This is a genomic window from Rhizobium sullae (assembly GCF_025200715.1).
Taxonomy (GTDB): domain Bacteria; phylum Pseudomonadota; class Alphaproteobacteria; order Rhizobiales; family Rhizobiaceae; genus Rhizobium; species Rhizobium sullae.
Genome location: NZ_CP104144.1, coordinates 2,587,478 through 2,607,841, shown reverse-complemented (window position 1 = coordinate 2,607,841; position 20,364 = coordinate 2,587,478). Strand labels below are relative to the sequence as shown.

Here is a 20,364-nt window from a genome sequence, read left to right as displayed (position 1 = left end):
CGAACATTTCCGCCGCTGTGGGACCTTAAGTTATCGCTACGCCAGTCCCCCTAAGGCGTTATCATTTTGCGTCGCTGGTCGCCGTAGACTGTCTACGCGTTTCCCTCAGTATTGGTCCGAGATTCCGGCAGGCGCGGATCGCCAATGCCATGACAGTGAGTGTCGTGCCGGCGATGCCGCTGCCGGGAAAAGCGCTGGCGTCCGTGACGATGACATTGGGTGCATCCCAGAGCTGGTTGTAGGGATTGAGCACCGAATTCTCAGGGTCATCCCCCATCCGCGCGCCGCCTGTTTCATGAATTGCGGCGCCCACGCACATGGTCTTGCGGAACCACTTGCGGAACATGAAGCGGCTGAAGGGATCGGCGTCGGGGAAGGCGCCGCGCCCCATTTCCTTGAGCCCGGTGGGCGAGCCGATGAATTCAAGCTCACCGCCGACCGCCTGCACCAGATCGATCATCGTTTCTTCCTGCTGGGCCAGCAATGCGCGCTCCTCATCATACATCGCGCAGCGTATGTGGGGGACAGGAATATTCCAGGCGTCCCTGCGCCGGGCATCGAGTGTGATGCGATTGTCCGCATTGGGCAGCATGCGGCCGAACCCGAAGAAAGCAAGCCGGGAGGGCTGATCACCAGGGGTCGGTGAGCGCCCGACGCTGCCCTGATAATCGAAATCGCCACGGGCGGCGTCACCCCTGCCGAAACGCGGAATGAAAATGCCACCGGAGGGATTATAGAATGGATCGGTCGGGGCAGAGGCATCGTGGGCCCAGCCTTTGGCCTTCGGGAAGGAACCGAAGGCCAGGCAGGGAAGCTGGTCCATGAAATAGCGCCCGAGCGTGCCTGAGCTGTTCCCCAGCCCCTCGGGGTGTCTGGCGGATGCAGAGTTGAGAAGCAGCCGGACGCTTTCAATGGGCGATGCCGCAAGCACCACGAGCGTAGCGTGCACATTCTCTACGTCGCCCGTTAGCCGGTCGATGAATTCCGCGCCGGTCGCCCGGCCATTCCTGTCGTCCGTCGTGATGCGGCGGACGATGGCGTCATGGCGTATGGTAAGGCGACCGGTTGCAAGCGCCTCGCGCAAGGGCTTCGGCGTGCGCTCTGCGTCCGGGGCGATATAGCGCCAGGAGACGACGCGCCGCTCGGGCCAGCGGCCTTCCACCTCTTTCTTGAAGATCTCTTCGGCAGGCGTCAGGTCGGCCGGATGCGCATAGATGCCGTCCGGCAAGGTCTCAACGCCGTCCTTATTGCCATAGAGCCCGAGGCAGGATTCGACTTCGGCGTAGTAGGGTGCGAGTTCGTCGTAGGAAACGGGCCAGTCGACGCCTTTGCCCGTCCGGGACCTGATCTTGAAATCATCGTCGGTCCAACGCAGCAACACACGGCCGAAACTGTGCAGACGGCCGCCGGCCTGGCGGCCGCGAATCCACAGGAACGGCGCATCCTTGGGGGTCGTATAAGGGTTTTTCCGGTCGTTGACGAAGAAGTGGCTGAAACGTTCCGTAAAGAAGGCCGCACGGGCCTGAATAGGCTGGCCCTTGATCGTGGCGCGCGCCCGCTCCCAGATATTGATGCTACTGGCCGGCTCCTTCTTGCGGGCGGGATCGAAGTCATCTTGCGTCACGGCACGGCCTGCCTCGAGCAGCAGCACTGACAGGCCTTGTGCTGTCAGTTCCTTGGCGGCGAAGGAGCCTGCCGCGCCAGAACCGATCACCAACGCATCGTAGACAGTCTGAGACATGAACAATTTCCGTATGAACTGAAAGCAGTGTTAAAGGCGGGCGCCATGGGCGTCGAAAAGGGAGATCTTGGCGATATCGAGACCAGGCGCGATCCGCGTCTTCGGCGCAAAAGCCACATCGCCCATCACCCGGCAGGACAGGCTGTCGCCGGCCAAGTCGAACCAGATCACCGTGTCCGCGCCCATTGGCTCGACAACGGAGACGGTGCCCAAAATGGTGGGCCAACCCCTTGCCGCTCCGTCGGGCGCGAGATGTTCCGGCCGGATGCCGAGCGTGGTCGGGCCGGCCTTGATGGAAGTCAGAAAAGGATAGCCGGAAAGATCGATCCTCAGTCCGTTGCTTTCGAAGACGGGTGTGCCGGTCTCGAGGGCGGTCCTGCCCTCGATGAAATTCATCGCCGGCGCGCCGATGAAGCCCGCGACGAAGAGATTGGCCGGGCGATGGTAGATCTCGGATGGAGCGGCGAGCTGCTGGATCACGCCGTCCTTCATGATCGCGATGCGATCAGCGAGGGTGAGCGCCTCGACCTGGTCGTGCGTCACATAGATCATCGTATTGCCAAGGCTCTGATGCAGCTTCTTGATCTCGACGCGCAATTCGTTGCGCAGCTTGGCGTCAAGGTTGGAGAGTGGCTCGTCAAACAGGAAGACGTCCACCTCCCGCACCAGGGCGCGGCCAATCGCGACGCGCTGGCGCTGGCCGCCGGACAGCTCCGATGGTCTTCGGTCGAGCAGCTTGTCGAGATGCAGAAGCGATGCGGTGCGGGCGACGCGCGCTTCGATTTCGGCTTTGGGCAAGCCCGCAACACGCAGGCCGAAGGACAGGTTCTTGCGGACCGTCATGCGGGGATATAGCGCGTAGGACTGGAAGACCATGCCGATGCCGCGGTCCTTCGGCTCGTCCCAGGTAACGTTCTTGCCGGATATCCACATCTCGCCGTCGGCAATGTCCTGCAGACCCGCGATGGCGTTCAGCAGCGTCGATTTTCCGCAGCCGGACGGCCCCAGTAGCACGACGAATTCGCGTGGCGCGATATCGATGGACAGCTTTTCGATGACCGCGTGATCGCCATAGGCGATCTTGAGATCCTTTATGGAGACGGCAGGCTGCATGGCATTATCCCTTGACTGCGCCGGCGGCGACGCCGCGCACGAACCAGCGGCCGGAGAAAAAATAGATGGCGAGCGGGACAAAGGCGGTGAGGATGGTGGCGGCCATGTTCACATTGTAGGTGCGCTCGCCCATGGTCGTGTTGACGATGTTGTTGAGCTGAACCGTCATCGGCAGATTGTCCCGCCCGGCAAAAACCAGCCCGATCAGGAAGTCGTTCCAGATGCCTGTGAACTGGAAGATGGAGGCGACCACGACCATCGGAGCCGACATGGGCAGCATGATCTCGAGGAAGATGCGCCAGAAGCCGGCGCCGTCGACGCGAGCCGCTTTGCAGAGCTCTTCGGGGATCGCCATGAAATAGTTGCGGAAGAGCAGCGTGACCAAGGGCAGGCCGAAAATGACATGGACCAGGACGACTCCGGCCACCGAATTGTAGAGGCTGACATTGGCGAGCAGCCGCACCAGCGGATAGAGGAAGATCTGATAGGGGATCAGGCCGCCGGCCATCAGAAGCCCGAACAGCAGGCCAGAGCCTTTCGGCCGCCAGAAGGAAAGAGCATAGCCGTTGATCGCGCCGATGAAGACGGAAATGACGACCGCCGGCACGGTGATTTTTACCGAGTTCCAGAAACCGACGCGCACGCCCAGGCATTGCGTGCCCATGCAGGCCCCTGACCAGGCGGTTTTCCAGGCGTCGAAATCGACGGTATCAGGCAGTGCGAAGATACGACCCTGACGGATTTCCTCCATCGTCTTCAAGGAGGTGACGAGCATCGTGTAGAGCGGCAAAAGGAAAAACAGCGCCGCAAGGATCAGGAAGGCATAGAGCCCGATGCGGCCGATTGTGAGCCGTGAGGGTTTCGGGCCGCGGGCGTGAAGAGTGGCCATCAGTGCGCTCACCTTCTTCTCCTGCGCATGGAAAGCGCATAACGAAACGGGACGACGGCCATGACGACGGAGAGCACCAGCACCGTGGCGCCCGCGCTCGCCAGGCCGAGATTCTGGCGTTCGAACAGATTGTCCATGATGAATTTAGCCGGCACCTCGGTCGCGGTGCCCGGTCCGCCGCCGGTCAGCGCCACGACGAGGTCATAGGTCTTGATTACGCCCATGGAGAGCAGCATTCCCGATGCGGCAAGTGCTGGTCCGAGCTGCGGCAGGATGATCGACAGATAGATCCGCCAGATCGGGATGCCGTCGATCTGTGCGGCCTTCCATTGTTCATCGCCGATGCCGCGCATGCCGGAAAGCGCGATCACCATGACGAGGCCTGCCCCCTGCCAGACGCCAGCGAAGACGACGGTATAGATCGCCATGTCGCGACTGACGATCCAGTCGAATGTGAAACTCTGCCAGCCCAACGCCCGCACGGTTGCCTGAATGCCGAGGGTCGGGTTCAGTATCCATTGCCAGATGAGGCCGGTGACCACGAAGGACATGGCATAGGGGTAAAGGAAAATGGTGCGGAACACGGCTTCGAAGCGCACCTTGCGGTCAAGCGAGGCCGCCAGAACGAAGCCGAGGGCGAGACAGCCAGCAACATAGAGCACGCCGAATATCAGGACATTTTCCAGGGATGCGAGCCATCTCGACGTCCGGAACAGCTTGGCATATTGAGCAAAGCCCACATAGTTGGACGAAGGAAATATGGTCGAATCCGTGAACGACAGCCTCACGGACCAGACCATGGTGCCGATATAGATGAAGATCGCTGCGATCCATGTCGGCAGGAGCGCGATAGTCGCAGCAGGGGAACGTCTGCGCTTGGCTTGCATGAGCAAACTTTCTCAAACGGAATGTGCAGGGCCGATCGGCGTTCTTCTTTCCAATCGGCCTGCTGCACGGCCTATTCGAAGATCGCGAAGAACTTCTCGGCGCCAGAGGTGCTATCCTCGGAAGGATTGGTCCAGAACTCATCGACGAAGTCGTTGAGCGCGCCGGCCTGTTGCGGCGAGAGGATCAGCGCCTGGTCCGGCACGATCTTGCCGGCGCTCATCAGCTCCAGTCCCTTCTTCGCGCAGATGTCGAGCTTGGACTGGTCGACGTCGGTGCGCATCGGCACGGAACCCTTCTTGAGCGAGAACTCAATCTGCACGGCGGGGTCCATGGCTACCTCGGCAAGCAAAGTCTGGCCCTTCTGGGATGTCGCGTCGGCAATCTTCGGGAAGGAGAAGGCGTCGGCGACATAGACCATGCCCGGCGACTGCGGCGCGAGCATGCAGCCGTAGTCTTTACCAAGCTCCTTGCCGGCGGCGATGAACTCGCCCTTTGCCCAGTCGCCCATGAACTGTACGCCCGCCTTGCCGGTGATGACCATGGCGGTGGCGTCGTTCCAGTTGCGGCCCGGTGCGCCCTGATCGACATAGGCACGCAGCTTGCCGAGAATATCGAGTGTCTTCTTCACGCCTTCGGTGGAGGCGTCGCCCTTGTCCTTGTCGACATAGATCTTGAGGAAGCCGTCAATGCCCACCTGGGTGAGCAGGATCATATTGAAGACTTTGGTCTCCTGCCAGGACTGGCCGCCCCAGGCGACCGGCTGAATGCCGGCAGCCTTGAGCTTGTCGAGGGCCGCGAAGAATTCGTCCCAGCTCTTGGGCTCCTCGCTCACGCCCGCCTTGGCGAAGGCCTCCTTGGAATAGAACACCCAGCTTTCGCCGTGAGCGCCGGTGGGTGCGAGATAGACCTGACCGTTGTAGGAGACGAGATCGGCGATCGATTTTGGCAGAGCGTCCGTCCATTTGCCGGCTTTTGCCACATCGTCGATCGGGCTCAGGAGACCCTGATTGACGAAATCGGCATTGGCGAGGCCGATCACCGCCTGTTTGGCGGTCGGCGGATCGCCGGCGACCAGGCGGTTCTGGAAGGCGGCATCGGCAGCGCCGAAGCCGGCGATGGAAGAGTCCTTCCAGACCCCGCCGCGCTTTTCGAATTCCTGCTTGATGACGTTCAGAGCTGCCGCTTCGCCGCCGGACGTCCAGGAGGTCATCACTTCGGCATTCGGTTTGTCTTCGGCATGGGCCGAGGAGACGGCTGCTGAGAGCGCGGCTCCCACCAGTAACAGTTTCATTACGGTCTTCATCGTTCCACCTCTTCAAGAAAGCCCTCTTGGCGGGGCCATTGGTTTCGGGTCATGGAAATCAGCGATAGATCGGCAAAAGTGCCTGCCGTACGAGCTTGAGCCCATTTGCGATGTCACTGAGCGGATCGGCGGCGGCGTCGAGCTCGAGAATGGCCCAGCCGTCGTAGCCGCGATCACGCAGGAGCCTGGTCCAGCCTGGCCAGTCGACGCGACCGAGTCCGAAGCCGCAGAAATAGGGACGGTGGCGATCATGGATATGCTCATCGATCGGTGTGTCTGCCGGCATAGGCCCGAGGGCATCCTTCCAATGGGCGATAATGACGCGCTCATGATGACGCTCGACGACCTGCAGAGGATCGGAACCGGCAACAATGATGTGCGCCGTGTCCGGGCACATGTGTACATAGGCCGGGTCCGTCAGCAGCATCAGCAGGTCGACGTCGCGCGCGGCAGCAAAGATCGAGTGAGCCTCGGTGTGGAGCGCCAGCCGAATACCCTTTGCGTAGAGAGTGGCGCCGAGGCGATTGAGGAAATCGGCGATCTTGCGCGCCTGTTCGAAATCATAAAATCGCACCGGCTGGGCGCCGAGCGTCTGGCGCAACGGTGCGCCGATGACCATGATGTCACTGCCGCAGGCTTTGAGGAATTCGGCGTATTTTTCGGCCTTCTCGATGATGGCGGCCTGTGCGTCAGCCTCCGTGAAATCACCGGCCGCTTCGAGTTCGGCGAAAAAGCCGCTCGCCAGCGTCAGCCCGCGCCTCGAAAGCTCCGCGGCGAAAGCTTCGACCGAGCCATAGGTCTTCGTCGCATCCTGCCAGTTGAACGGCGAGAAGGTCAGTTCGACGCCCGTGACGCCGGAGGCCTGGACGGCGTCGAGAATTTTGTCCCAGAAAACGCGCGGCTCGTTGCGGGACAGAGCGATGATGCCGTCATAATCCTTCACATCCCAGAAATCGGGGTGGAAAAAGGTGACGAGATCGACGCCAAAGCGAAGCCGTTCGGTTGAGGTCATGACGCTTCTCCGGGCATAGAGGATCGATTGCGGCGCCGACATCCGCAACGAATAACCATAATGATTTCAATGCACTGCAATTGGCAATCGTTTGCCGTGCCTAGATAATAGACAAGTCGTTTTTTTATGCAAGCGATTTTTGGCAATCGTTTGCTAAACGGCCGCGACTACCGTAGCATCCGGCGCAGAAGCCATCGGGAAGGAAGTAGAAAAGTGAAAAAAAACAAAGATGTGCTCGTGGAGGAGCAATCAGGGCCCTTGATGGCGGATGTCGCTCGCTTGGCAGGGGTAGCGATCTCGACCGTCAGCCGCGCGCTTGCAAATCCCGGCCGCGTGAACGAGAAGACGCGCGTCAAAATCGATGCCGCCGCCAAGCAGCTGGGCTATACGCCAAATGCCATGGCCCGCAGCCTGAGGGTCGGCAAGTCCAACATTATCATGATCATCCTGCCGGGGTCGCTCTACTATGGCGCATCCCAAATCATTCCGCAGGTTCTGCAAAGCATAAACAAGGCTCTAATCCAGAACGGTTACAATCTGATGATCGCAAACCTGGACCGCGACGAAGAGTCGGAAAGGCACATTCTCGATCTTGCCTTCGGCGGCACCGTTCGCGGAGCGATCATTCTGTCATCGAAACTTCCAGAGGTAGACGGGCGATCTCTCGCCAATGCCGGCCTGCCGATCGTCTCCATGCTGCTCGATATGAGCGATGCCGGATTGCCGAGTATCGTAACGAACGACCGCGAAGCGGTGCGGGAGGTGACCACGGAGCTGATCAGACTGGGCCATAGGCGCTTTCTCTATATTGCCGGCCCGGAAGGCAACTACCACGACGTGGAACGTTATGGCGGCGCGCTTGAGGCGCTTCGCGGCGCGGGACTTTCCGAGCAGGCGGTTTCACGATCAGGGGGTAGTCTCGATTACCAGGAGGGCTTCGAGATCGGTGTTCAGGCGGCCGCCGACTTCGCGCGGTTGACGGATAAGCCGACAGCGGTGATCGCAACCAGCGACGATATGGCTATTTCGTTCATCAGTCGCGTGCAGCGGACCGGCCTGAACATTCCCGGTGATCTGTCCGTCGTTTCGTTCGATGGCTCACCGGTCTGCGAATTCTGCTCGCCGCCGCTTTCAACGATCGAACAGCCTGTGGAAGAGATGGGACAAGCTGCAGTGGCTCGACTACTTGGCGCCATCGGGGATTCGGACAACGAGCCGGAGACGCGCACCGTGGTCCGCAGCAGGCTTATCCTGCGAGAAAGCATGGCCGCTCCGAGGAGATGAAGATGACATGCGCGACCTGAAGGCGGTACCGTAAACCCGCGTCACGTTGGGGCTAGACGTTATGACCGTGGTGTGAGCGGCCCGCCCCTTAGTGTTCGAAGGGTTCGCCAAGCGAGGCGACGCCGTTCAGCTTCAGCAGACGGCGGTCCGCCGAAATGATGCCCAGAACGACGATCGTAACGAGATAGGGCAGGCTCGCAAGCAGTTGTGATGGGACGTCCAGTCCGGTCGCCTGGGCTGCGAGGCCCATCAGGGAGACGGCGCCGAAGAGGCACGCCCCCAAGAAGATCCGGCCGGTGAGCCACGTCCCGAAGACGACGAGTGCGATTGCGATCCAGCCACGCCCGGCGATCATCCCGTCCGCCCAAAGCGGCGTGTAAACCACCGCCGCATAGGCGCCGGCAAAGCCTGCCATCGCTCCGCCAAATGCCGCGGCGGCGAAGCGGACGGCAATGACCGAATAGCCAATGGCGTGGGCGGCTTTGGGGTTCTCGCCGATGGCCCGGACGACAAGACCGGTCTTCGTATGAGCAAACATCGCCCAGATGGCGAAGGTTGCGGCAAGGGAAAGCCATACGACGGCGTCCTGGATGAAAAGGCGGCCGAAGATCGGGATTTCGGAAAGCCATGGAAAGGCAAGCTTTGGAAGCCCCTTGACCGTGAGGCTTTCATAAGTCTTGCCGAAAAGTGCCGAGAGACCTTGACCGAGGATACCGATCGCAAGGCCTGTCGCCACCTGGTTCGCCCGAAACCCGATTGCGATGACGGCGAAAACAAGCGAAAGAGCGGCGCTGCCGAGGCCGGCTGCGACGAAGCCCAAGAGATGCCCGCCGCCGTGATAGACGATGATGAAGGCAAGCACCGCGCCGAACGCCATCAATCCCTCTACCCCGAGGTTCAGCACGCCGGCACGCTCGACCACCAGCTCGCCGAGCGCCGCAAGCAGAAAGGGTGTCGCGGCCGCGAGCATGCCGGCAAGAATGAATTCGATGCCGTTCATGCCTGGCTCCGGTAGGCTAAGCGACGCCATTCGAGACGGTACCGTACGAAGGCGACGGCGATGAGGTAGGCGGCAAGGAGACTGCCCTGAAAGACGCGGACCGCGGCGATCGGCAAGTTTGCCGACACCATGGCATTGTCCCCCCCGATGTAGAGGGCCGCCATGATGAGCGCCGAGAATACGATGCCGATCGGATGCAGGCCGCCGAGATAGGCTACGATAATGGCGGCATAGCCATAGCCGGTCGAAATCGAGCGCTGCAGCTGGCCGAGGGGACCGGCAACTTCGGCCGCGCCAGCGAGCCCTGCGGCGCATCCGCCGATGAGAAGGCAAAGCCAGATAGCCCACCCTTGATTGAAGCCGGCGTAGCCGGCAGCACGCGGGGCGAGGCCCCCGACCTTTAGCTTGTAGCCGATGAAGCTCTTCTGCATGAAGATCCATGCCGCGATCGACAGAACGATCGTAAGCAGCAGCGAGACATTGACGCGCGTGCCAGGAATCAGCAACGGCACCATCGCGTCATATTGGAACATCACAGACTGAGGAAAGTTGAAGCCGTTGGGGTCCTTCCAGGGGCCGAGGAGCAGGTAGTTGAGCAACTGTGCGGCAACGAGGCTCAGCATCAGGGAAACGAGGATCTCGTTCGCGTTGAGCCTGACGCGCCAGAAAGCGGTAAGTGAAGCCCATAGCGCACCACCCGCTGCTCCAAGGAGCAGCATCACCGGCCAGATCCACTGACCTGTTGCCTGCGGAAACCATACGGGGATGGCCGAGGCGAAAATCGCGCCCAGAATGAACTGGCCCTCGGCGCCGATGTTGAAGACCTTCGCGCGAAAGCCAATCGCCAGGCCCTGTGCGATGAGGAGAAGGGGTCCGGCCTTCAGCAGCACTTCCGAGAACGACGCCCAAGAGAGTAAGGGTTCGAGAAGCATCGCATAGACGACGGCGGCCGGATCGCGGCCCATCAGCACGTAAAGCCCGAGATTGAGAATGGTGGCCACCGCCAAAGCAATGGGAGGCGCAAGCAAGGTTGCTGCAAGCGAGCCGCGTTCGCGACGGACAAGGGTGGGAAGGAAAGCCCCAAATGAAGCGCTCATGCCAGGGCCTTCTCCTGCGAAGAATGTGCACCGATCATATATCGGCCGATGTCCTCCGGCCGCGTCTCCCGTGCGACGAGAGCCGGGCTCAGTGTGCCGTGGTGCAACACCTGTATAAAATCGCAGAGTTCGAAAAGCTCTTCGATCTCCTCGGAAATGACAAGGATTGCCATGCCTTGGTTGCGCAGCGCGACGAGCCGCCTGCGCACGGCGGATGCGGCTCCGATGTCGACGCCCCAGGTCGGCTGCGCCACGAACAGCAGTTTCGGAGAGAGCATGATTTCGCGGCCGACGATGAACTTCTGCAGATTGCCGCCAGAGAGCGAGCCGGCTTCCGCCTCCGGTCCGGACGTGCGCACATCGTACTGGCGGATGCACTCGCGGGCGAATGCCATTGCCTTCGTTTCGTCGACCAGACCATGCCTGAGAAGGTCGAGCGGATGCGCTGTCAGCAGGCTGTTGAGGGCGAGTGACATTTCCGGTACGGCGCCGCGCCCGAGCCGGTCTTCGGGCACGAAGGCAAATCCAAGCCGCCGGCGGGCAGCCGCGTTGAGCGTGCCCACGTCCTTTCCCATCATGTAGATGCGGTCGCGCTGTTCTCGCGGCAGGACCAATTCGCCGGATATCAGCGAGGCAAGCTCGCTTTGCCCGTTGCCGGAAATTCCGGCGATGCCGAGGATTTCGCCCGAACGAACCGTAAGGCTTACGGTGGAGAGTGGCACGGCAAAGGGGTCGTCCGGCTGATAATCGAGGCCGACAATTTCAAGCCGCTTTTCCCCGCCGGACAGGGGCAGCGCCGGCATAGGTTCCGGCATATCGCGGCCGATCATCATGCGGGCAAGGTCATGGGCATCATGTTCGCGCGGGTCCACATGTCCCGTGACGCGTCCACCGCGCAGGATGGTCGCCCGGTCGCAGATCGCGCGGATCTCCTCCAGTTTATGGGAGATGAAGAGAATGGAGACGCCGCCGTCGCGCAAGCGACGCAACGTGTCGAAGAGCTTGTTTACCGATTGCGGCGGCAGGACGGAGGTTGGCTCATCGAGGATCAGCAGCTTCGGGTTTGTCAGCAGGCAACGGATGATCTCCACCCGCTGCCGCTCGCCGACGGAAAGCGTGTGCACATGAGCGGCGGGATCGACTTCGAGCCCGAAGTCGCGCCCGAGCATTCGGATGCGCTCAATAAGATCGGCCTTCCGGCCCGGCACGACCAGTTGCGTGTTCTCAACCACCGTCAGGGTCTCGAACAGCGAGAAATGCTGGAAGACCATGCCGACGCCTTTGCGCCTTGCCTCCGCGGGGGAGGCAAAGCTCAAAGGTTCTCCTTCCCAGACGACGGTTCCGTCGTCCGGTTGCTCGACGCCGTAGATCAGCTTCATCAGCGTCGATTTGCCCGCCCCGTTTTCTCCGAGGATCGCATGGATCGACTGTGGCGCCACGTCCAGGTCGATGGCCTGATTAGCCCGGATCTGGCCGTAGCTCTTGGAAATGCCGCGGAGGGACAGGAGCGGGACGGTCATGGCTCACTTCGGCAGAGGCGTGATGACGCCCTTGACGTGCCAGTCCATGGCGACGACCTCGCTATCGGCGAGCGTTGCACCGGAGGCGGCCCCTTCGCTGCCGTCTGCCTTGGTGATCGGTCCGGTGAAGGGAGAGAAGCTGCCATTAGCGATCTTCACCTCGATCTCCTTGATCTTGGTCATGAGGTCGGCCGGAATATCGGGATTCCAGTCAACGACCGCGACGACCTTGTCGGAGACGCCGAGGAAGGTATTGCCGCCCTTGAACGTGCCGGCGACATGGGCATCGACCGCGGCCTTGAAAAACGGCGACCAGTCCGTCGCCACGCAACCGAGATAGGTCTTCGGAGCATATCTCTTCATCGACGAGTTGAGGTTGAACGCGTAGACGCCGGCCTCCTCGCAGGCCGCGATGACGGACGGCGTATCCTGCGCGTTGGAGAAGATTACGTCGCACTTCTGGGCGATCAGCGCCTTGGCAGCTTCCTGCTCCTTGGCCGGATCGAACCACGAGTTCACCCAGACGACCGACACCTCGATATCAGGTTTCACCGCCTGGGCGCCCAGTGTGAAGGCGTTGACGGAGGTGATCAACTCCGGAATGGCAAAGGCGGAGACCGAGCCCAGCTTGCCGGTCTTGGACAGCGCGGCGGCAGCCATGCCGAGCAGATAGGTTCCCTGAAAATACTTGGCGGCGAAGGGCGAGAAGTTCGGTGCCACCTGGAAGCCGGAGGCATGCAGCACGGTGACCGCCGGATTCCGGCGGGCAATCTGCAGGGCGCCGTTCTGATAGCCGAAGGAGCCGGCGATCAGGAGTTTGTTTCCGTCGGCGACCGTCTTGTTCATGATGCGGTCGGCGTCCGGACCTTCCGGAATGTTCTCAATGACAGTGATCTTCACTTTGTCGCCGTAGGCGGCCTTGACGGGTTCGAGGCCGGCGGCAAGCGCGTGGCCCCAGCCGACGTCGCCGACCGGCGAGGGGATCACGAGGGAAATGCCGAGCGGCTCGTCGGCGGCCATTGCGGACCGGCCGCCAAGCGCGCCGGCGAGGCCGGAGGCGGCAACGCCCTTCATCAGTGTTCTGCGGGTCAGGTTTTTCAGCATGTCAGTTCCCTTGTTTTGTGTTTTAGAATTCCACCGTCGCAAGAGCAGCCTCGGCTTCGGCGAACAGTCGCGCTTCGTCGAGCCCGACGAATTCACCCTTTGCCCAGACGATGCGGCCGTTGATCATGGTCATGTCGGTCGGCGCACCGATGCCGGCTTTGGCAATCAGGCTCAGCGGATCGTGCCGCGTGCCGATGTAGTCCATGCGTCGCGTGTCGATCGCAAAAAGGTCGGCAGCCATGCCGGAAGCAAGCCTGCCGATGTCGCGGCGGCCGAGGAGGCCCGCGCCGCCCGTCGTGGCATAGCTGAGGAAATCGACCGGCGGCGGGACGGGATGGGTGCGCGTCGATGCCATCAGGCATTGCAGCATGTAGGCGGAGTGGATGCAGTGCATGAGATTGGAATTGTCGTTCGAGGCAGCACCGTCGCAGCCGAGACCCAGTCGAAGACCGAAGGCCGACATCGCCGGAATGTCCGTAATCTCGGCGCCTACCAGGTAGACCGGCTCGGGGCAGTGGGCGACACCGGTGCCGGTTGCGGCCATCTTTCGCAGTTCGTCGTGTGTCAGCTCCCAGCAATGGGCGTAAAAGGTGTCGGGGCCTGCAAATCCGAGCTCCGCGCAGTAATCCACCGTCCGCATGCCGTACCGGCTCTCGATGACCGGGCTTTCGCCTTCGCCGACGTGGGTATGCATCTGCACGCCGCGATCACGCGCCAGCGCGACCGATTCCACGAAGGTCTCGCGGTAGCAGTTGACCGGCTGGCAGGGTGCGACCACGACCTGGCGCATGCTGAAGGGGTTGGTATCGTGATAGGTGTCAATCAGGCGCGCGCAATCGGCGATGAATTCGTCCGTCGTTTCCAGCATGACGTCCGGAATGGTCGAGCCTTCCGACTTCGGCAATGTGTTGCCGCCGCGGCCTGCATGAAAGCGCATGCCCAGAAGGTCGGCAGCCTCGAATTGACGATCGATCAGCCGTTTGCCAGCGTGGCGCGGGAAGCAGTATTGGTGGTCGAAGGCCGTGGTGCAGCCATGCTTGATCAACTCGGCCATCGCTGTGACGGAGGCATGGTAGAAGCAGTCCTCAGTCAGCCGCGAGAAGATCGGATAGATGCGGTCGAGCCATTCGATAACCGAGAGCTTCGTCCAGTCGAGATCGGCGCGGTTGCGCACGAAGCACTGGAAGAAGTGGTGGTGCGTGTTAACGAGGCCCGGATAGACGAACCAGCCGCTGGCGTCCTCTACGATCGTCCCGGCCGGCAGGTCGCCTTTGTAAAGGCCCTCGCCGATGGTCGCGATTGCACGTCCGTTCGTCAGGAGGTCGACGTTGCGAAGCACGCTCGGGCCCTTACCCTCGTCGACGATGACCGCCGCGCAGTTCTTCAGGAGATAGCCGGCCATGTCACGCCTCGCCCGGTTCGATTTGCGGTTCGGGCTTCAGCTCGTGCAGCCGGTGGATGCCGGGCATCTCGATGAAGTTTTCGAGGCTGCGGATCGCCCGGGACCAGAGCCTGATGGTGGGATAGGGGTCGAGCGGGATGCCGCCGTCCGGCGCGAGTGCGACGTACGGAAAGCAGGCGATATCGGCAACCGTCGGCCGGTTCGACGCGACGAAACCCATGCCGCGCAGGCGCTGTTCGACCAGCCCGGCTTCCAGCTCGCGAAGTGCCGCGATGCCCTGCGTTTGGAGGGCGTCTATGTCCCCTGGGCGGAGTAGCATTTCATGAAGGCGCGCCCCTCCGAGGTTGACGGTCAGCCGGTGCGAGAACGAAAGCCACTGTTGGATACGGGCCGTTTCCGCTGGTGTGCCGCTGCCGAGCCACGCCGGCGCTACCTTGGTGGCGAGATAGACGAGCATGGCGGCGGATTCGGTAAGGATTAGATCCCCATCCTCGAGGATCGGGATGGAACCCGCCGGATTAAGCGCCATGAGTTCCGGGCCACGATGCTCGGCGCCGGGGTGAAAATCGACCGGGCGCAATTCCAGTTTCACACCCGTCAGCGCCGCCATCAGACGGACTTTGTAGCAACTCGGCGAGAGGACATAGTCGTAGAGCTTCATTGCGCCACCAGCTGTGCGCCGTATGTATAGCTGTGGCGTTTCAGCCAGCGTCGGTAGGCGATCGAAGTCAGGTCGGCTCTCGTTGGAATTTCCATCCCGGGATCAAGCGGCAGGAGCCGCGGAATCTGGTTTTCGAGGATCGACCGGTCCTGCAGGAAGATCGTCTGCTGAAACTGGATCAGGTCGGTCATCGGCGTAACATCGTCGAAGAGTGCCATCCACGGCCAGACGTCGCACAAGTCTTCGGCAAGTGGCTGGACGAACAGTGTGATGACGTCCCATTCACCGGGACGGGGCGGGCAGGTCTTGTAAAGAACGGAGCAGGTCGGTGCCGGCACGCGGTACATGTATTCCGTCGTGATGCCGCCGCTTGCCGATTTGGCAGCCTGGGGCTGGTAGAATTTCACCTGCGTTGCCCATACCTCATCCTCGTCCTCCCGGATTTCCACCTTGTAGTTCTGCACCTCCGTGTGCGGCTCTGCACCCAGGATGTCGGTATGTACAAAGGGAAAATGAGCGATGTCGAGAAAGTTCTCGACGGCGCGCAGCGGTGAGCAGCGCACGCGAACCACGCCAACCTCGACAAACCGGCGGCCAGGCTGATCAGCCTCGGGGATCGGAAAAAGATCCTTTCGAGGCTTGCCGAGAGAGGACCAGACGTGGTCGTAGCGAACGCAAACGGGGAGAGTGCGTCCGTTGCTGGATGTCACCTTGGCGTCGCCCTGCTCGTCGAGACCCACCTTGATGGGCTCTCCCATCAGGGCCGTCTTGCGCCCGTTGATGTCGAGCTGACTGAAGAGACCGACCGGATACCACTCGTCGATCATCGCGTTTTGCCTCATGACGCGATCCCTTTCGTCTGAAGCTCCTCGGCCATCCGCCGCAAGGTCTCGGCGGCCCGTGACGCGGCAATACGCGCGGACAGGCTACTGCCGTTGTCCAGCAGAACATGAATCAACGTCTGGTCGCTGTCTTGCGGAACGAGCAATAGCCGGATTGTCTCCGAATTCTGCGGCTGCCAGACAAGGCCCTCTGGAACTGCCTTCGCGCTTGCCGCGGCCTCGACCGCCACGACGCCGGCATGTGCGACCAGGGAGCGCAATGGAGCAAGGCCTTCAAGCCGCGGGGGCTCGGCCGCGAGTTGTCCCGCGGTAACCCAGATGATCCCGTCGGACTCTTCGACCTGCTGCGTTTCTACGCGAATCGTTTCCGGCGGCGTGAGGCCCGGATGGGCGGGGATGCGCAGGCAGTTTCCGGTCTGGGCGTAGCTCCAGCCATGGTAGATGCAGGAAAGGGCCTCGCCACGCACGAAGCCGTAAGACAAGCGCATGCCGCGATGCGGACATCGGTCTGTCGAAGCTGCCACGCGCCCCGACTGACTTCGCCAGAGGGCAATCGGCCCGGCTGGCGTCCGGGCCGGCATAACGGTTCCTGCTGGCAAATCCGCAGAAAGGGCGACTGGCGTCCAAGAGCCCGTCGTATCTGACAGCATCACTCGGCTTTCTATATAAAATCAATGGCCTGCGTGGCGAGAGCCTCGGCGTTGACGTCGATGGTCGCCTCTCAGTGCCCTCACGTTTGCATAATTATTCTGCATTGGCAATATTGATTAAATAAAGGGCAGGAGACGCGCGTACAGCGCAAAAGAGGCCGGTCGAGGCCTAGTCGCTTCCTGCGTCAACCGGTGTGCGGTGTATCGTCTCGACCCAGACGTCGATTGGCCCGAGAGAGCATCCCATCTCCATCATGTCGATCAGTTCCACCGGTCCCGCGACCTCGAGCTCGATCCGATCGGAGCCGGTATGAGATATGGCCTGTGAGAGTCCGAGCTTGGCGGCATGGCGGCGGATCCAGGGAACGAAGGAAGCGGCATCAAGATCGCCAAGGATCGTCATCCGCTCCCGCAAGTCGCTCTGATGTTGCTTCGTCATAAAAGGCCCTATGCTCGGTGTCATGGTGTGCAGCATAACGCCCGGGCGAACTTATGGAAGGGTGATCATCAAGGCGAGGGTGACAATGCGCGTTCCGGCTGGGGTTCAAACTCGAACGGTCGAGGCAGTGATCTTCGCCTCGACCGAACCGTGAGATACTGGCGCGGGTTGCGGGACGAGCCTGCAGCATCGACCTGCTGGTCGATGACCTCGTGGAAGTACGGCGTGGTCGCCCCTCAGTCGCTCGAATGTGCAGGCTTCGTCGGCTTCCATAAGGGCGGAATAGCCGGCGACATCGGCAGCGAGTATGGCTGCAAGCTTGCGTTCCATGAACCGTCCCCCTAGTCCGCGCTCTCAAACGCGGACGGTAGCACAGACGGCAATGGCAGGCTCGGACTGTAGGATGCGCCCGCGGTCAAGCGGACCTGCTGACGAGATAGAAAAGCTTGATCGGCCCCTTCCCTTAACGTCGACAACGCCGCGCATGAGAAACTTCTATCGATCCCCCAGCACTTTCCGGGCATCCCCGGTCACCTGAATCCTGCCAGCTGAACCGTGCGGTTCCATCCGTGAAGTGTGTTCACCGTATCGCCCCAGACATCGTAGAGCAGCTTGCGTGTGCCTATCACACCTGCGTGCGTCAGCCGCCCCATATAAATGCCAATCCTCACCGTCAGAGGGTCTTCAAACTCCCCCCACAGCCGATGCGTGCTATTCCACGCGATTGGGAAGACAGCTCTGCGGGCATGCCATCGGCTCGCACGTGGACTCATCGATCGGGGTGCAGCTTTGCGGACATTCCTCAGCTGGCTGGGGTTCTGGCTCGTCCGCTGGCACCTCGCGCTGCCGCGGCGATGAAAGCTCGGGAGCGCAATCAGGCGCGCCGGAATCTGGACCGCATGTCTGCTCAGCCGGAGGACAGAGCGAGCCTTCAAGGAGTGTCTCGTCCTCTCTCCGTACCTTGGGGGCAACTTTCGGCAACCAGACCTCGTCGAAGATCACCTGGCGGATACGTTCCAGCTGGCGGCCGCGCACGATTTCGGCCAAAGGGGTCTCCAGTACATTGCCGACCGGCCATTGGCGGGCCATTACGCAGGGATATGCCTCTCCATCGGGTGCGATGCAGAGCTTCCCCGACCAGCAATGCCCACACAGGCCGGAAAGCCGGGCCTTCTGCGCTAGGATCTGCTCGCCACGCCCAAACTCGCGAGTTTCGCCGGAACTAACATGCCGCACGCCGAGCCTGAGAAGGAAATCCTTAGTCTGGCAAACTGTGTCCTTATTCCGATCCATCACAATAATGGCAGCGCGGGTCTCGATGCCTGCTCCGATCAACATTTTGAGGTTGGCCATCGTCCGGGCATGGCTCGACTTCACACGGGTTATCGCGTCGTGCCCGCTCGCTTCGTTCGAATAGACCGAAGTAGCAAAGCAAATCCCATTGTCGGCGGCGTATTGGACCGTCTCGTCAGCGAGGCGGGTCAAATTGCTAAAAACTTCGATGAATTCGAACCCCAGGGTCTTAGCCTTAACCAGCAGTTCCCGAAAATCGATATTGAGCTGCGGCTCACCGCCGATGAACTGCATCTTGCTGCAGCCGAGCGCGCGGGCCTGAACCATGATCGAGACGTAGTCATCAATTGTGAGAATATCGCGGTCGCCGCTATGGGGACCTGAATCCGTGTAGCAATGGACGCATTGCAGATTGCATCGATTGGTAAGTTCCAGCCAAAGGAAATCGAGAGTCCTTTCACGCATGAGTGAAATACTTTGAATGCTAGACCAAGATGATACCTCTCCCAGATGCATGGCGAGTTCTCCAATTTGCGAGCGGGTCTAGGGTTTTATATGGCGCATTTCACAGCGACGCAGGCTCCCACAAATCTCGCTATTGCACATCATCCATTTGGGGGAGATAAATGTAACGTTGAGTGCGGCTGGATAGGTATCGCACCGACAGTCGCGATCAGATTTTGAATTCCTGTTAAGACGCTTGTGGCTTCGGGGACTAGCCGTGACGCTTTCAAACCGTGAATTGTCTGGACTGATCGGATCGATTTACGACTGTGCGCTCGATCCGGGACGATGGGACGACACTCTCGCCGATGTAGCAAGTGCGCTAAAATGCGGCCACGCAATATTATCGCTCAACGATATCGAGCGCGATTGTGTGCTAATCCATCGAAGGGTGGGCTGGGAGCCGTATTGGCTGGAACAGCGTAACAAGCACATTCCGGAGATTCACGCAAAGCTGACCGAGTGGCTTACTCTGCAAACCTCGCCCGATCGACCATTTGTTGCCTCACGTGAAATACCAAAGCACTATTTCGACAGTTCACCGTATGTCCGAGATTGTTTGCGGCCTCTCGGCATCGTGGACATTGCGCACTACTTCCTTGTTTCAACACCCGCATTTTTTTCTGAACTGGTGCTTGCCAAACAAAATCGGCTGGGCATCCTCACCAATAGTGAGATTGAAGATGGGTTGATTCTGCTTCCGCATCTGCGCCGTGCGGTAACGATCAGTAATGTTCTTGATCTGCAAATTATCGAACGCGACCAGATGGCAGCAACGCTTGACGCTCTTCGAAATGGGGTCATATTGACGAATGACCGTGGCACGATTTTGCACGCTAATCGTTCGGCGGAGGACTTGCTCCGCAACGAAAGCGCCATCGGTTCAAACGGCGGCAAACTCATCGCGAAATCCCGGTTGGCAAACAATGAATTGCAAAAAGCGATCAAACTTGCCGCTCAAGACGAAACCAAAATCGGCCGAACCGGAACTTCCATCCGGCTGACGGATACAAGTCCTCGTCCTCTGTTCGCTCACGTCCTGCCCATGACTGGCGGTGATGTGCGTACGAACCTACAGCCAACAGCAGTTGCAGCCATATTTATCGATGCAAGTTCCAATGAGAAACATGGCGCTGTTACCCTCGCCACGGCCTTCAAATTCACGCCGGCAGAAACCAGGGTTGCGAATAGTTTGTTAGCGGGTCTCACATTGGCCGATACTGCCAACGACTTGGGTATTGCTAAGAATACTGTCAAAACGCACGTCAAGAATATCTTTATGAAGACAGGTGTCGGTCGCCAGTCCGAGTTCATGCGATTAGCCGCACAGGCAACACCGCCGGTTCAGATTGGGTCTTCGCATGAAACGTAATAACGCCGATGGCAGCGGACCGACATCGTTGACACGCGTCAGATTGTAGAGTTTGAGGCAGCCGCGATGTTGGGCGACTTGTGTGGCTGCTCAAAACACGGCAGGCAAGTTTTTGAGCTGTTCGGGATTGACGGGCTGGGGCTCGCGCAGCGTTCGTGACCTTGCCCCGTCGAAATATCATAATCGCTCTGTGTCTGTTGAGCCCTTTGCCACATCGCAGGCGCTTGTATTACCTGCTTCAGGAAGAGCC

General features: G+C 60.5%; 20 protein-coding genes. 3 read left to right on the top strand and 17 right to left on the bottom strand.

The genetic code is table 11. From position 1 onward, the window contains the following. Window positions 1-61: 61 nt before the first annotated feature. The 6 genes from N2599_RS33380 to N2599_RS33355 form a co-directional block, all read right to left on the bottom strand. Window positions 62-1,741: a GMC oxidoreductase gene (locus N2599_RS33380; RefSeq protein WP_051336802.1), complete on the bottom strand. Its 1,680-nt coding sequence runs from the start codon at window positions 1,739-1,741 to the stop codon at window positions 62-64. A gap of 30 nt (window positions 1,742-1,771) precedes the next feature. Further along, window positions 1,772-2,854, bottom strand: coding sequence for an ABC transporter ATP-binding protein (locus tag N2599_RS33375; RefSeq protein WP_027513055.1), 1,083 nt, complete (start codon window positions 2,852-2,854; stop codon window positions 1,772-1,774). Between the two features lie 4 nt (window positions 2,855-2,858). Continuing rightward, window positions 2,859-3,743 (bottom strand): carbohydrate ABC transporter permease, encoded by an 885-nt coding sequence (locus tag N2599_RS33370; RefSeq protein ID WP_027513056.1) that lies wholly within the window; start codon window positions 3,741-3,743, stop codon window positions 2,859-2,861. An 8-nt stretch (window positions 3,744-3,751) separates the two neighbouring features. Beyond that, window positions 3,752-4,630: a carbohydrate ABC transporter permease gene (locus N2599_RS33365; RefSeq protein WP_027513057.1), complete on the bottom strand. Its 879-nt coding sequence runs from the start codon at window positions 4,628-4,630 to the stop codon at window positions 3,752-3,754. Between the two features lie 71 nt (window positions 4,631-4,701). After that, the gene (locus N2599_RS33360; RefSeq protein ID WP_027513058.1) at window positions 4,702-5,934 is read right to left on the bottom strand and encodes an ABC transporter substrate-binding protein; all 1,233 of its coding nucleotides are present in this window, start codon (window positions 5,932-5,934) and stop codon (window positions 4,702-4,704) included. A 58-nt stretch (window positions 5,935-5,992) separates the two neighbouring features. Then, the gene (locus N2599_RS33355) at window positions 5,993-6,946 is read right to left on the bottom strand and encodes a sugar phosphate isomerase/epimerase family protein (protein WP_027513059.1); all 954 of its coding nucleotides are present in this window, start codon (window positions 6,944-6,946) and stop codon (window positions 5,993-5,995) included. Window positions 6,947-7,159: 213 nt separating this feature from the next. Here N2599_RS33355 and N2599_RS33350 point away from each other — a divergent pair, with 213 nt between their 5' ends. After that, entirely contained in the window at window positions 7,160-8,230 is a 1,071-nt protein-coding gene (locus N2599_RS33350) for a LacI family DNA-binding transcriptional regulator (RefSeq protein ID WP_037143594.1), read from the top strand. An 88-nt stretch (window positions 8,231-8,318) separates the two neighbouring features. Here the strand turns inward: N2599_RS33350 and N2599_RS33345 are convergent, their stop codons facing one another. The 9 genes from N2599_RS33345 to N2599_RS33305 form a co-directional block, all read right to left on the bottom strand. Further along, on the bottom strand, window positions 8,319-9,230 hold the full coding sequence (locus tag N2599_RS33345) for an ABC transporter permease (protein ID WP_027513061.1): 912 nt from the start codon (window positions 9,228-9,230) through the stop codon (window positions 8,319-8,321). Then, the gene (locus N2599_RS33340) at window positions 9,227-10,327 is read right to left on the bottom strand and encodes an ABC transporter permease (protein ID WP_027513062.1); all 1,101 of its coding nucleotides are present in this window, start codon (window positions 10,325-10,327) and stop codon (window positions 9,227-9,229) included. Before N2599_RS33340 ends, N2599_RS33345 begins: the two co-directional genes overlap by 4 nt. Beyond that, complete coding sequence (locus N2599_RS33335; RefSeq protein ID WP_027513063.1) at window positions 10,324-11,847, bottom strand: ABC transporter ATP-binding protein; 1,524 nt, start codon at window positions 11,845-11,847, stop codon at window positions 10,324-10,326. Before N2599_RS33335 ends, N2599_RS33340 begins: the two co-directional genes overlap by 4 nt. 3 nt (window positions 11,848-11,850) lie before the next feature. Further along, window positions 11,851-12,948, bottom strand: coding sequence for a BMP family ABC transporter substrate-binding protein (locus N2599_RS33330; protein WP_198521544.1), 1,098 nt, complete (start codon window positions 12,946-12,948; stop codon window positions 11,851-11,853). A 25-nt stretch (window positions 12,949-12,973) separates the two neighbouring features. Continuing rightward, entirely contained in the window at window positions 12,974-14,353 is a 1,380-nt protein-coding gene (locus tag N2599_RS33325) for an amidohydrolase (protein WP_027513065.1), read from the bottom strand. Window position 14,354: 1 nt separating this feature from the next. Beyond that, the gene (locus N2599_RS33320) at window positions 14,355-15,014 is read right to left on the bottom strand and encodes a glutathione S-transferase family protein (RefSeq protein ID WP_027513066.1); all 660 of its coding nucleotides are present in this window, start codon (window positions 15,012-15,014) and stop codon (window positions 14,355-14,357) included. Further along, window positions 15,011-15,856, bottom strand: a complete 846-nt coding sequence (locus N2599_RS33315) for an aromatic ring-hydroxylating oxygenase subunit alpha (RefSeq protein ID WP_027513067.1) — start codon at window positions 15,854-15,856, stop codon at window positions 15,011-15,013. The genes N2599_RS33320 and N2599_RS33315 overlap by 4 nt, the downstream gene beginning before the upstream one ends. Beyond that, window positions 15,853-16,506 (bottom strand): Rieske 2Fe-2S domain-containing protein, encoded by a 654-nt coding sequence (locus N2599_RS33310; protein WP_027513068.1) that lies wholly within the window; start codon window positions 16,504-16,506, stop codon window positions 15,853-15,855. The genes N2599_RS33315 and N2599_RS33310 overlap by 4 nt, the downstream gene beginning before the upstream one ends. 169 nt (window positions 16,507-16,675) lie before the next feature. Further along, the gene (locus N2599_RS33305; protein WP_027513069.1) at window positions 16,676-16,945 is read right to left on the bottom strand and encodes an acylphosphatase; all 270 of its coding nucleotides are present in this window, start codon (window positions 16,943-16,945) and stop codon (window positions 16,676-16,678) included. A 27-nt stretch (window positions 16,946-16,972) separates the two neighbouring features. Here N2599_RS33305 and N2599_RS38055 point away from each other — a divergent pair, with 27 nt between their 5' ends. After that, window positions 16,973-17,290: a hypothetical protein gene (locus N2599_RS38055; RefSeq protein ID WP_167333945.1), complete on the top strand. Its 318-nt coding sequence runs from the start codon at window positions 16,973-16,975 to the stop codon at window positions 17,288-17,290. Window positions 17,291-17,475: 185 nt separating this feature from the next. Here N2599_RS38055 and N2599_RS38050 read toward each other — a convergent pair whose 3' ends face one another. Both N2599_RS38050 and N2599_RS33295 read right to left on the bottom strand, forming a co-directional pair. Then, complete coding sequence (locus tag N2599_RS38050; protein ID WP_167333946.1) at window positions 17,476-17,598, bottom strand: adenylate/guanylate cyclase domain-containing protein; 123 nt, start codon at window positions 17,596-17,598, stop codon at window positions 17,476-17,478. A 58-nt stretch (window positions 17,599-17,656) separates the two neighbouring features. Next, window positions 17,657-18,754, bottom strand: a complete 1,098-nt coding sequence (locus N2599_RS33295; protein WP_051336803.1) for a radical SAM/SPASM domain-containing protein — start codon at window positions 18,752-18,754, stop codon at window positions 17,657-17,659. A gap of 205 nt (window positions 18,755-18,959) precedes the next feature. Here N2599_RS33295 and N2599_RS33290 point away from each other — a divergent pair, with 205 nt between their 5' ends. Continuing rightward, window positions 18,960-20,114, top strand: a complete 1,155-nt coding sequence (locus N2599_RS33290; RefSeq protein ID WP_156915362.1) for a helix-turn-helix transcriptional regulator — start codon at window positions 18,960-18,962, stop codon at window positions 20,112-20,114. Window positions 20,115-20,364: the final 250 nt, after the last annotated feature.